This window comes from Streptomyces bathyalis (assembly GCF_015910445.1).
Lineage (GTDB): Bacteria > Actinomycetota > Actinomycetes > Streptomycetales > Streptomycetaceae > Streptomyces > Streptomyces bathyalis.
Genome location: NZ_CP048882.1, coordinates 5,798,563 through 5,810,648, shown reverse-complemented (window position 1 = coordinate 5,810,648; position 12,086 = coordinate 5,798,563). Strand labels below are relative to the sequence as shown.

Genomic DNA, 12,086 nt, shown 5'->3' with positions numbered 1-12,086 from the left:
CTGGCAGACTGTCCCCTCATGGGGGCATCCACAACGAGGACCGAACGGACAAACGGGACAGCCACCGCGGGACCACAGACCGAGGATCGCGGGGCCCGAAGAACCGAGGGCGCCGAGGAGAGTGACAGAGCCGCCGAGGCCACGCGGGCACGTGCCGCGCGCAGGCCCAGCATCTGGTTCGAGATCGTCCTCGTCCTGGTCTTCTACGCGGTCTACTCCGCCATCCGCAACGCCGTTCCCGAGCAGCGCGTCCAGGCCCTCAACAACGCCGACTGGGTGTGGAAGACGGAGCACCTCCTCGGCATCGCCGTCGAGGACTCCATCAACCACGCGGCCGACAGCGTCACCTGGCTCATCCTCACGATGAACTACTACTACGCGACGCTGCACTTCGTCGTCACCGTCGTCGTGCTGGTCTGGCTGTACCTCGCGCACCCCGGCCGCTACGCCGCCACGCGGCTCGTCGTCTTCGCCACCACGGGCACCGCCCTCCTGGGGTACTACCTCTTCCCGCTCGCGCCGCCCCGGCTGATGCGCGGCGACGAGTTCATCGACACCGTTCAGGTGCACCAGACTTGGGGCTCGATGGCCTCCGGCAACCTCGCCGACATGTCGAACCAGTACGCGGCGATGCCCTCGATGCACATCGGCTGGTCGGTGTGGTGCGGCATCACCATCGCCGTGCTCGCGAAGCCGCTTTGGGCACGAGTGCTGGGCGCTCTCTATCCGCTGGTCACTCTCACGGTCATCGTCTGCACGGCCAACCACTTCTGGCTGGACGCGGTCGGAGGCGTCATCTGCCTGGCGTTGGGCTTCGCGCTCTCCTGGGGCTGGTACGGGCGCATGGCCTACCGGCTGCCGAGACTGGCCGCGGTGCCGGCCCGGGCGTAGCCCCCGGAAGGCCCGCCGCCTCAGCCCTCGTAGAAGAGCCGCTCGGCGACGGCTCGCGCCCTCCGCGTCACGCGGCGGTAGTCGTCCAGCATCTCACCGCTGCCGCCGGTCTCCGTCGGCCGCGGACCCGGCCCTGCGGACTCGTATCCGAGGTAGCGTCCGACGGCGCCCAACTCCCTTGCCTCCGAAGGGAATGTGTCGCCCGCACGGCCCCGCACGAGCATCACAGCGTTGCGTACACGCGTCGCCATCAGCCACGCCTCGTCGAGGATGCGGGCGTCCTCCTCGCCGATCAGGTCCGCCTCGCGGGCCGCGGCCAGCGCCGCACGCGTACGTGTCGTGCGCAGCCCCGGCACGGAGGCGCCGTGCCGCAGCTGGAAGAGCTGCACCGTCCACTCCACGTCGGCGAGGCCGCCGCGGCCCATCTTGGCGTGCGTCGTGGAGTCCGCGCCGCGCGGCATCCGCTCGGCCTCCATACGGGCCTTGAGCCGCCGGATCTCGCGCAGCGACTCCTCGGTCAGGCCGTCGGCCGGATACCGCAGGGGGGCGATGAGTTCGGTGAAGCGGCGGCCCAGCTCCTCGTCGCCGGCGACGGGCGCGGCGCGCAGCAGCGCCTGGCTCTCCCACGCCGAGGACCACCGGCGGTAGTACGACGCATAGGAGTCGAGCGAGCGCACCAGCGGCCCGGACTTGCCCTCCGGGCGCAGATCGGCGTCGATGACGAGCGGCGGGTCGGTCGTGGGCAGCTGAAGCAGCCTGCGCAGCTCGGTGGCCACCGCGAACGCGGCCTTGTTCGCCTCCTCTTCGCTCACGCCCTCGCGTGCCTCGTGCACGAAGAGGACGTCCGCGTCGGATCCGTAGCCCAGTTCGGCGCCGCCGAAGCGTCCCATGCCGATGACCGCGAAGCGCGTGGGCAGCTCGTCGCCCCACTGGCCGCGGACCGCGGCGCGCAGCGCACCGGCGACCGTGGCGGAGTTGATGTCGGTCAGCGCCGTTCCGACACGGTCGACGCCCGCTGCCGGGTCCTCCGCCGGCAACTCCTCCGTCCCGTAGGCGCCGATGATGTCGCCGGCGGCCGTACGGAACAGTTCCCTGCGCCGCACTCCGCGAGCTGCCGCCACACCCGACTCGGCATCGTCGGCGCGGCCGACGGCGGCCAGTACCTCCTGGGTGAGCGACTCGCGTGACCGCGGCAGCAGCCCGTGCTCGTCGCCGAGCAGCGCGACCGCTTCGGGAGCGCGCAGCAGCAGATCGGGAGCGAAGCGGCCGGCCGAGAGGATCCTCGCGAGGTTCTCCGCCGCCGCTCCCTCGTCCCGCAGCAGGCGCAGATACCAAGGGGTGTTGCCCAGTGCGTCGGAGACCTTGCGGAAGCCCAGCAGCCCCGCGTCGGGGTCCGAGGAATCCGCGAACCAGCCCAGCAGCACCGGAAGAAGGGTGCGCTGGATGGCGGACTTGCGGCTCACGCCGCTGGCCAGGGCCTCCAGGTGCCGCAGCGCCCCGGCCGGGTCGGCGTAGCCGAGCGCCTCCAGACGCTGCCGTGCGGCGCGCGGGGAGAGCCGTGCCTCGCCGACCTCCAGCTGTGCGACGGCATCCAGCAGCGGACGGTAGAAGAGCTTCTCGTGCAGCCTCCGCACGGCCGCGGCGTGCCGCCGCCATGCCCGGTGCAGCTCGGTGACGGGTTCGCTGCGGTAGCCGAGCGAACGGCCCAGGCGCCGCTGGTCCTCCTCGCTCTCCGGCATCAGGTGCGTACGGCGCATCTTGTGCAGCTGGATGTGGTGCTCCATGGTGCGCAGGAAGCGGTACGCGGCATCGAGCGCCGCCGCGTCCTGACGCCCGACGTAGCCGCCCGTGGCCAGCGCGTCCAGCGCGGCGAGGGTGGTGGGGCTGCGCAGCGTCGTGTCGGAGCGTCCGTGCACCAACTGCAGGAGCTGTACGGCGAATTCGACGTCCCGGAGCCCGCCGGGCCCCAGCTTCAGCTCGCGTTCGACCTGGGCGGCCGGGATGGCCGCGACGACGCGGCGGCGCATCTGCTGCACGTCGGGGACGAAGTTCTCCCGCTCCGCGGCCTGCCAGACCAGCGGCGCCACGGCCTCCACGTACGCCTCGCCGAGTGCGGTGTCGCCGGCGACCGGACGTGCCTTCAGCAGCGCCTGGAACTCCCATGTCTTCGCCCAGCGGTTGAGGTAGGCGAGGTGGGAGTAGAGCGTCCGCACCAGCGGGCCGTTGCGGCCCTCGGGCCGGAGGTTGGCGTCGACGGGCCAGATCGTGCCCTCGGCCGTGGTGTCGGAGCAGATGCGCATCATGCGGGAGGCGAGGCGTCCCGCGGCCTGCAACGCCTGTGATTCCTCGGTGCCTTCGACGGGCTCCGCGACGAAGATGACGTCCACGTCCGAGACGTAGTTCAGCTCGTGGCCCCCGCACTTGCCCATGCCGATCACCGCGATCCTGCACATGGCCGCGTCCTCGGGCGCCTCCCGCTGCGCGATGGTGAGGGCGGCGCGCAGCGTCGCGGTTGCCAGGTCCGCCAACTCGGCGGCCGTACGGGCCAGATCGCTCGTGCCGCACACGTCGCGGGCCGCGACGGACAGCAGGCTGCCCCGGTAGCGGTGCCGCAGATCGTCCGGTCCGCTCGCGGGGCCGACGAGGGCCTCGAACTCCTCGACGCCCGGGTGCAGATCGGCCGCGGCCTCGTACGTCACGAGCGCCTGCCAGTCGTCGGGGTGGACCACCAGATGCTCGCCCAGCGCCTCGGAGACCCCGAGCACGCCGAGCAGCCGGTCACGCAGGGGCTTGCTCGCCAGCAGCGTGTCCACGAGGGGCTGCGGGTCCTCCTGCGCCTCGATGAGCCGTACGAGCCCGCGCAGCGCCAGGTCCGGGTCGGCGGTGGCGGCGAACGCGTCCAGCAGGCCCGTGTCGCCGCGCACCTCCTCCAGGCCGGGCGTGGCGAGCAGCCCTTCGGCGGCGGCGGGTTCGGTGAATCCGCGCCTGATCAGTTGTCCGTACCGGCTGTCCCGGCGCCCGCCGTGCACCTGACCGTCCTCCGTCGTCTCGCTCCCCGAGTCTCCTGGTGCCCGGACCTCGTGCCTCCCCCTGGGCCTTGCGGCCCGGGTGGTACCCCAGATGCGGCCGGGCCTCACAGCACGGGCAGGCTCTTGCGCAGTTCGAAGGCGGTGACCTCGCTGCGGTACTCCTCCCACTCCTGCGTCTTGTCGCGCAGGGAGTGATCCACCGAGTCTGCCACGGGCAGCTCCACGTCGATACCTTCGGCTGACCTGCGCTGCCCCGCCTTGGCCCCCACTTTGACCCTGGCTCGACCCACGCGCCATTCGTCCCGAAGCGATGGGGCGCGGTTGCCATGGGCCTCCCTGAGCTGTGGGGGTATCGCCCACCCTGTCAAGTGTGCTTGACTTGGCGACCAGCAGGTCAAGTCTGCTTGACTCGACGAGGTGGGGAGGCAGCCCGTGCAAACACACGATGAGACCGCAAGCTATCGGGACTCGAACAGGAAAACCGCTCAGCTTGTGCTCTGGGTATTCGCCTGGCTGGCGACCCTTGCCACAGCCAGGTTCGGCCCCGGGTTCGCGAGGGACTCGCAGCAGCAGCCGGCGGCGAGCTGGGCCGCGGTCGTCGCCAACCTTCTGGTCGGCACGGCCTGGATCGTCGCCTTCATGCGCTTCCTCCGAGCGCTCGACGACCTGCAGCGCAAGATCATGCAGGATGCGCTGGCGGCCACCCTCGGAGTGGGCTGGGTCGTCGGCTTCGCCTACTTCGTGGCGGACGCCGCCGGCCTCGTCACCCGCGACCTCGACGTCGCGCTCTTCCCCGCGTTCCTGGGAGTCGTCTACATGGTGGCCTTCGCCGTCGGCAGAATCAGGTACCGATGAAGAACCGCATCACGGAGCTCCGGGCCGAACACGCCTGGACCCAGGCTGACCTGGCCAAGCGAATCGGCGTGTCACGACAGACGATCAACGCGATCGAGACCGGGAAGTTCGACCCGAGCCTGCCGGTCGCGTTCCGCCTCGCCAGGCTGTTCAGCCTGACGATCGAGGACCTCTTCACCGACGATCAATGACGCGCCTGGCCGCCCCGACCGTCTGGTTGAGGCGGCGAGAGTCTTACCGCCCATGCTCTTGGGCCTGGCGTTTCCCGCGACCGCGGGGCGGGGCTCGTCCTGCGGGACCGCGCCGACAGGGCATGTCACGTCCTGGGTCGTCGCCTCGTCGTAACGGTGAACATCCAGCCGGTGTTCGCGCGACGAAGAAGGAGACTCCCGTGTTCGCGACCTACCTCGTGGTCACCCTCCTCGCCTCGGCCGCCAACGGCTTGGCCGCCACCGCCAACTTCATCGGCCACCACTACCCCAAGAGCCAGGCGGACAAGCTGTCCGTACCCCGGTCCTGGATGCGCCCGTTGGGCGCACTGCTGGCTGCGGGCGCGCTGGGGTTGCTGGCCGGGTTCGCCGTGCCGGTGCTGGGCATGCTCGCCGCCGCCGGCCTCGTGCTGTACTTCCTCGGTGCGCTCTGCGCCCATCTGCGGGTTCACGACTACCAGTTGGGCCCCTGGGCCGTGTTCTTCTGCCTGCCGGTGGCCGCCCTGGCCGTGAACCTGGCACGCCACGACCCCGGGTGGCCCGGCCTGGCGTGACCGGCCGGCGCGTTGCCGGCCGATCCGCACGCCGGCCGGACAACGACACCGGCGCTGACCCGCGACTACAGCACCGGCAGGCTCTTGCGCAGTTCGAAGGCGGTGACCTCGCTGCGGTACTCCTCCCACTCCTGCTTCTTGTTGCGGAGGAAGAAGTCGTACACGTGCTCGCCCAGCGTCTCCGCGACGAGCTCGCTGCGTTCCATCAGCGTGATCGCCTCGCCCAGGTTCTGCGGCAGCGGCTCGATGCCCATGGCCCGGCGCTCGGCGTCGGACAGGGCCCACACGTCGTCGTCGGCGCCGGGCGGCAGTTCGTAGCTCTCCTCGATGCCCTTGAGGCCGGCGGCCAGAAGGGTGGCGTAGGCGAGGTAGGGGTTGGCACCGGAGTCGAGGGAGCGCACCTCGATGCGGGTGGAGCCCATCTTCCCCGGCTTGTACATGGGCACGCGGATCAGCGCGCTGCGGTTGTTGTGGCCCCAGCAGATGTACGAGGGGGACTCGCCGCCCTCGCCCGCCGTGCGGTTGGCGCCGCCCCAGATGCGCTTGTAGGAGTTGACCCACTGGTTGGTGACGGCGGAGATGTCGCCCGCATGGGTGAGCAGCCCGGCGATGAAGGAGCGGCCGACCTTGGAGAGCTGGTATTCGGAGCCGGACTCGTAGAAGGCGTTCCGGTCGCCCTCGAAGAGCGACAGGTGGGTGTGCATCCCGGAGCCCGGGTGCTCGGAGAAGGGCTTGGGCATGAACGTGGCCTGCACGCCCTGCTCCAGCGCCACCTGCTTCATCACGAGCCGGAACGTCATGATGTTGTCGGCGGTGGAGAGCGCGTCGGCGTAGCGCAGGTCGATCTCCTGCTGGCCGGGGGCGCCCTCGTGGTGGGAGAACTCCACCGAGATGCCCATCGACTCCAGCATCGTGATCGCCTGCCGCCGGAAGTCCATGCCGACGTGCTGCGGTGTGTGGTCGAAGTAGCCCGATGAGTCCGCGGGCACCGGCCTCGTGCCGTCCACCGGACGGTCCTTCAGCAGGAAGAACTCGATCTCGGGGTGAGTGTAGAAGGTGAATCCGAGGTCGGACGCCTTGGCCAGGGCGCGCTTGAGCACGTACCGCGGGTCCGCGTACGACGGTGAACCGTCCGGCATGAGGATGTCGCAGAACATCCGTGCCGTACCGGGGGCCTCGGCCCGCCACGGCAGTATCTGGAAGGTGCTCGGATCCGGCTTGGCGATCATGTCGGACTCGTAGACACGGGCGAAGCCCTCGATCGCGGACCCGTCGAAGCCCATGCCCTCGTCGAAGGCCTGCTCGAGCTCGGCGGGTGCGACGGCCACGGACTTGAGGAAACCGAGGACGTCGGTGAACCACAGCCTTACGAACCGGATGTCGCGCTCCTCGAGCGTACGGAGCACGAATTCCTGCTGCTTATCCATAGTCACCCATCCTCGCTGGTCGGGGTGGCTCCTCGCACCCGGTGGGCCCTGGACCGGACGGCCCGGAGGGCCCCGCACACGGGCCGGCCGCCCGGATTCCGGGGCGGGCCGGACGAGCATCCCACCTCAAGGTTTCCGGAGCGTTGCCTGCGTCCGCTCCGTCTCCTCACGCCGCTCCCAGTAGACCACGGGAGGGGCGGCCAGACGCGAGCCGGGAAAGGCGTCATCGCGGGGTCGGGCAGGTGTCGGAAGGGCGTCCGGCGGACGCCTCTGCTCGGCGCAGGCGAGGGCTTCGGGCGGGCCCCGATCCCGGAGCGGGGGCTCGGGTCCCGGACCATCGGTCTCGGTTGCGGTCCCGGTCCCGGTCCCGGTCCCGGTTGCGGTCCCGGTCTCGGTTGCGCTCGCGGAAGCCGGCCGCGGAGGGGGGGCCGCGGGAGCCTGGCCCCGCGAGCGACTCCGGAGACCCTCGCCGGGGACGCCGGGGACGACGGAAGCCTGCGGATGTCTGGCGGCAGGAGGCCGGGCAAAGTGAGAGCCGCGGTCCGGTAGTGGGGGATACCGGACCGCGGCTGGGTGGTGCCGGCCGGTCCGCCGCGGGCGGCGCCCGGCCTTGTGGTCGTGAGTCGTGAGCCGTCCTGCCCGGCGACGTCACGCATTGAAGTTCGCACACCGGCGAAGGGGAGAACAAGAGTTACCGGTGAGTGTGCCAATCGACATCTTGTGGTGCGTACTTCGCGGGTCGGACACCCCTGAAAACCCCTCAGGCGATCTCTCCGGTGCCGGGTCCCGGCCCGATCCGCACGGCCCCGTCCGCCGGCTGTGAGACCCAGCCGAGGCTCGCGGCACGCATGCCGAGCTGGAAGCGGGTACCGGCGCCGAGCCGCTCCATCAGACCGCTCAGCCGACGCTGGAAAGTGCGGTAGCTCACGCCGAGTTGACGCGCCATGACCTGGTCCGTCAGCCCCGTCGTCAGCAGCGCGAGCAGGCGCGCCTCGTCCGACGTGGGAGCGTCACCCGCGCCGCCCGGGCGTCCGGCCAAGTAGGCGGACAGGGGCAGGGCGCGCGCCCACAGCACCTCGAAGAACTCGCAGAGCGCGTCCAGCAGGCCCGAGGGGTGCACCACCACGCTGCTGGCCATCTCGTGCGGCGCGGAACGCAGCGGGATGAGAGCCACCCGGTCGTCCGCCACCAGGAGTTTCGTGGGGGTGTCCGCCATCACCCGTGCCTCTTCGCCGAGTTCGGCACAGGCCTCGATGTCGGTGTCGATGCGGTGGAAGGTCTCCAGGCCGTGGGTGTCGTAGATGACGCGGTATCCGATTCCGCGCCGCATCGTCTTGGCCTGCACCGGCATCATCCCCGTCTTGGGGTCGAGACGGTCCGGGTCGCTGTTGGCGTAGGGCGGCCGGTCGATGCCGCGTATCTCGCTGGTGGCGCTGTGCTGCAGCTGGTCGACCTGCTGGATGACGGCGGCCCGTCCCGTGACGATCTCCACCAGGTCGACGGGATCCCGGGCAGTGGCGTTGGCGCGGAAGCGCGTGGCCAGCAGCTGGATGTGCCGGCGGGTGCGGTGGATTGCCTCCTCGCGGGCCAGCAGCAGCGACTCGAACGCGACCTCGGGCGCCACCGGCAGGAACCGCTCCTCCCCGCGCCGCTCGCCCGGGTACCGTCCCACCAGGCCCAACTTCTCGAGCGCGGCGAGGGTTTCGCGTACCCGCCCGGCGCTCAGGCCCAGCGTCGTGCGGAGTTCGGCGACAGTGACAGCACCGTCGACGAGCGCTTCGTACGCCTGCTGTTGGACGGGTTCGAGCCCGAGCGACTCCAGCATGTCGATCCCCCTGTGCTGTGGCGAGTTCACGTCACTGACCGATGCCCGCCAGGCGGGCGCCGAATCCAGTACACCAGGTATCGAAATCCTGCGGATACCCTCGTGTAGGGGTAGCCGCAGGCTGGATACGGTTGTGAAGCTTGCGTGAACGCCTCGTGACGGACGGTGGCACATAACGCCCCGTAACCGCAGGCGCAGCGCCGTGACCACCGGTAGGATACGGCCCGCCGCATTGCGTCAGAGAGACGATTACAGTGGGACTCGTGCCTCAACTACGTCTCGCACTGAACCAGATCGACTCGACCGTCGGCGACCTCGAAGGCAACGCCGACGCGGTCGTGCGGTGGACCCGCCACTCGGTCGCGCAGGGGGCGCACCTCGTGGCGTTCCCCGAGATGATGCTGACCGGGTACCCCGTGGAGGACCTGGCGCTGCGCGGCTCGTTCGTCGACGCCAGCCGCGCCGCGCTCCGCACGCTCGCGCGGCGGCTGGCCGACGAGGACCTGGGCGAAGTGCCCGTCGTCGTGGGCTATCTCGACCGCGCCGAGCACGTACGGGCGACGCTGGGCAGCCCCGCGGGCGCACCGCAGAACGCCGCGGCCGTGCTGCACAGGGGCGAGGTGGCACTGGCCTTCGCAAAGCACCACCTGCCCAACTACGGCGTCTTCGACGAGTTCCGCTACTTCGTACCCGGCCAGACCCTGCCCGTCGTCCGCGTCCACGGGGTCGACGTCGCCCTCGCGATCTGCGAGGACCTGTGGCAGAACGGCGGCCGGGTGCCGGCCGCCCGTTCCGCCGGGGCCGGGCTGCTGCTCTCCGTCAACGCCTCCCCGTACGAGCGCGACAAGGACGACACCCGCCTGGAACTGGTGCGCAGGCGCGCCCAGGAGGCCGGCTGCACCACGGCGTATCTCGCGATGACGGGCGGTCAGGACGAGCTCGTCTTCGACGGCGACTCGATCGTCGTCGGTGCCGGCGGCGAAGTCGTCGCGCGCGCCCCGCAGTTCGAGGAGTGCTGCGTCGTACTGGATCTGGACCTGCCGGCCGCCGCGGACGAACCGCCCTCCGGCACGGTCGACGACGGACTGACCGTCGAGCACGTCGTCCTCTCCGGTGACCCGCTGCCCCCGTACGAGCCGGAGGCCACGGGCAGCGAGGCACCGCGCATGGAGGACGACGAGGAGATCTACACGGCGCTGGTCGTGGGACTGCGCGCCTACGCGGCCAAGAACGGCTTCCGCTCCGTGGTGCTCGGCCTCTCCGGCGGCATCGACTCCGCGCTCTGCGCCGCGATCGCCTGCGACGCCCTCGGGCCCGAGAACGTGAACGCCGTCTCGATGCCCTCGCGTTACTCCTCCGAGCACTCCAAGGACGACGCGGCCGAGATGGCGCGGCGCACCGGCCTGAACTACCGCACGGTGCCGATCGGCCCGATGTTCGACGCCTTCATGAAGAGCCTGGAGCTGACCGGCGTCGCCGAGGAGAACCTCCAGTCGCGACTGCGCGGCGTCACGCTGATGGGCATCTCCAACCAGGAGGGCCACATCGTCCTCGCGCCGGGCAACAAGTCCGAGCTGGCGTGCGGCTATTCGACGCTCTACGGCGACTCCGTCGGCGCCTACGGGCCGATCAAGGACGTCTACAAGACGAACGTCTTCCGGCTGGCGAAGTGGCGGAACCGCGCGGCGGCCGAGCGCGGCGAGACACCGCCGATCCCGGAGAACAGCATCGTCAAGCCGCCGAGCGCCGAGCTGCGCCCGGGCCAGGTCGACACCGATTCCCTCCCCGACTACGACGTCCTGGACCGCATCCTGAAGCTGTACGTCGACGGCGACGTGGGCCGGGAGGGGATCATCGCGCGCGGCTTCGACCCGGAGGTCGTCGGCCGGGTGCTGCGCATGACGGACGCCGCCGAGTACAAGCGCCGCCAGTACCCCCCGGGCACGAAGATCTCCGCCAAGGGCTTCGGCAAGGACCGCCGCCTGCCCATCACCAACCGCTGGCGTGAGACGGCGATGGGAACCGCCGGCTGAGACGTCAGCGGTGCGCTCGGGTCGTACCGGTCCGGGCGTTGGCCTCTGTCTCAAGGGCCACCGTGCCGGGCCGGCCGCGCCCGGGACGCAGGCCGGCCGCCGTGTCCCGGCTCAGGGTTCTCTTCCCATCCGGTGCAGCAGCCGGCCCCGTCACATCGTGTCCCGTCCGTGCCACGGGATCCGGCAGGTTTCGGACGCCGTGGCGCTGCCGCCGGACGCTGTGCGAGGGCCGGGCCTCCTCCCGCCCGCGGGCGCGTCACGGGGCCAGCGTTCTTCCGAGATACACCCGGACGGGCTCATGAAGGGCGTACGGCACGTACTCCGCCAGCCCGGAGCGGCCGCACCACGCGACCTCCGCCAGCTCATCGGGGTCGGCCACGGAAGCGGTTCCATGCACGACCTCGCACGCCGTGTACGAGATGAGCCGCCCCGTGTACGGGTGCATCCGCTCACCGAGGTGCCGGACGGCCCGCACGGTCAGACCGGTCTCCTCACGGGTCTCCCGTACGGCTGCCTGCGCCGGCCGCTCCCCCTGCTCGACCTCACCGGCGGGGAACTGCCAGACGAGCACGCCCTCTTGGGCCCGCCGCCGCACCATCAGGACCTTGCCCTCGTGGACGACGACGGCGGCAGCGACGGCTGGACGCTGCTCCTCTGCCGGGACCGGCGCATCGCTCACGCCGCCGGTACGCTCCGGATGCGGGCGGTCGCCGTGGCGACGGCCACCGTCTTGCCGTCGGCACCGAGCAGTTCGCCGGCGAGGAAGCACACCTCGTTGCCGCGCTGGACGACGCGCCCTCGCCCCACGAAGCGCCCCGGCCGGGCGGGCCGCAGGTACTGGACGTGCAGATCGAGGGTCGGGGCCAGTACCTTCGAGTCCAGTGTCGCGCCCAGTGCCGGCCCCATCGCGTCGTCGAGCATCGCGGCGATGAACCCGCCCTGTACGGTGCCGCCCGGGTTCGTGAACTGCTGGCCCGCCTCGAACGCGACCTCGATCCGCCCCTGTTCGGGATCCACGTCGATCAGCTCCCAGCCCAGCGTCCTTGCCGAGGGCGGCCATTCGGCCCGCCCCGCCAGCATGTCCCAGAAGAGTCCCTGCCGCTGTCCGTTGGTCTCCATGCCCGGCATTGAACTCCCCGGCACCGACAACCCGCCGGAAACGCGCCTCGCGGCCGGTCACCCCGGCATTCCGGACCCACGGGTCCGCCGGGGTGACCGACGAAGCGGGCCCGCGCCTGAGCGCGGGCCCGCTGCTGGAAGGGG

The 12,086-nt window shown here is 70.9% G+C and carries 10 protein-coding genes and 1 pseudogene; 5 read left to right on the top strand and 6 right to left on the bottom strand.

The genetic code is table 11. The features are described 5' to 3' along the window. Positions 1-18: 18 nt before the first annotated feature. Positions 19-891, top strand: coding sequence for a phosphatase PAP2 family protein (locus G4Z16_RS25165; RefSeq protein ID WP_197352928.1), 873 nt, complete (start codon positions 19-21; stop codon positions 889-891). Positions 892-911: 20 nt separating this feature from the next. On the opposite strand, the gene G4Z16_RS25160 is transcribed toward G4Z16_RS25165, so the two are convergent. Together G4Z16_RS25160 and G4Z16_RS25155 are read right to left on the bottom strand one after the other, a co-directional pair. Next, positions 912-3,920: a bifunctional [glutamine synthetase] adenylyltransferase/[glutamine synthetase]-adenylyl-L-tyrosine phosphorylase gene (locus G4Z16_RS25160; RefSeq protein WP_197352927.1), complete on the bottom strand. Its 3,009-nt coding sequence runs from the start codon at positions 3,918-3,920 to the stop codon at positions 912-914. Positions 3,921-4,024: 104 nt separating this feature from the next. Next, positions 4,025-4,117, bottom strand: a pseudogene (locus G4Z16_RS25155) (glutamine synthetase); the annotation flags it as partial. 295 nt (positions 4,118-4,412) lie between these two features. Between G4Z16_RS25155 and G4Z16_RS25150 the strand changes: the two are divergent. The 3 genes from G4Z16_RS25150 to G4Z16_RS25140 all read left to right on the top strand — a co-directional run bounded on the left by G4Z16_RS25150 (position 4,413) and on the right by G4Z16_RS25140 (position 5,538). Then, positions 4,413-4,775: a hypothetical protein gene (locus G4Z16_RS25150; RefSeq protein ID WP_197352925.1), complete on the top strand. Its 363-nt coding sequence runs from the start codon at positions 4,413-4,415 to the stop codon at positions 4,773-4,775. After that, entirely contained in the window at positions 4,772-4,966 is a 195-nt protein-coding gene (locus G4Z16_RS25145) for a helix-turn-helix transcriptional regulator (RefSeq protein WP_197352924.1), read from the top strand. The genes G4Z16_RS25150 and G4Z16_RS25145 overlap by 4 nt, the downstream gene beginning before the upstream one ends. 200 nt (positions 4,967-5,166) lie before the next feature. After that, positions 5,167-5,538, top strand: coding sequence for a DoxX family protein (locus G4Z16_RS25140; RefSeq protein WP_197352923.1), 372 nt, complete (start codon positions 5,167-5,169; stop codon positions 5,536-5,538). A 65-nt stretch (positions 5,539-5,603) separates the two neighbouring features. Here G4Z16_RS25140 and G4Z16_RS25135 read toward each other — a convergent pair whose 3' ends face one another. Both G4Z16_RS25135 and G4Z16_RS25130 read right to left on the bottom strand, forming a co-directional pair. Continuing rightward, the gene (locus G4Z16_RS25135) at positions 5,604-6,965 is read right to left on the bottom strand and encodes a glutamine synthetase family protein (RefSeq protein WP_028434887.1); all 1,362 of its coding nucleotides are present in this window, start codon (positions 6,963-6,965) and stop codon (positions 5,604-5,606) included. 760 nt (positions 6,966-7,725) lie between these two features. Continuing rightward, positions 7,726-8,820, bottom strand: coding sequence for a helix-turn-helix domain-containing protein (locus tag G4Z16_RS25130; protein WP_246531056.1), 1,095 nt, complete (start codon positions 8,818-8,820; stop codon positions 7,726-7,728). Between the two features lie 233 nt (positions 8,821-9,053). Here G4Z16_RS25130 and G4Z16_RS25125 point away from each other — a divergent pair, with 233 nt between their 5' ends. Then, entirely contained in the window at positions 9,054-10,823 is a 1,770-nt protein-coding gene (locus tag G4Z16_RS25125; RefSeq protein WP_197352922.1) for an NAD+ synthase, read from the top strand. 256 nt (positions 10,824-11,079) lie between these two features. Here the strand turns inward: G4Z16_RS25125 and G4Z16_RS25120 are convergent, their stop codons facing one another. Further along, complete coding sequence (locus G4Z16_RS25120) at positions 11,080-11,502, bottom strand: NUDIX hydrolase (protein ID WP_197352921.1); 423 nt, start codon at positions 11,500-11,502, stop codon at positions 11,080-11,082. Then, positions 11,499-11,942, bottom strand: a complete 444-nt coding sequence (locus G4Z16_RS25115; protein WP_197352920.1) for a PaaI family thioesterase — start codon at positions 11,940-11,942, stop codon at positions 11,499-11,501. Before G4Z16_RS25115 ends, G4Z16_RS25120 begins: the two co-directional genes overlap by 4 nt. Positions 11,943-12,086 lie beyond the last annotated feature (144 nt).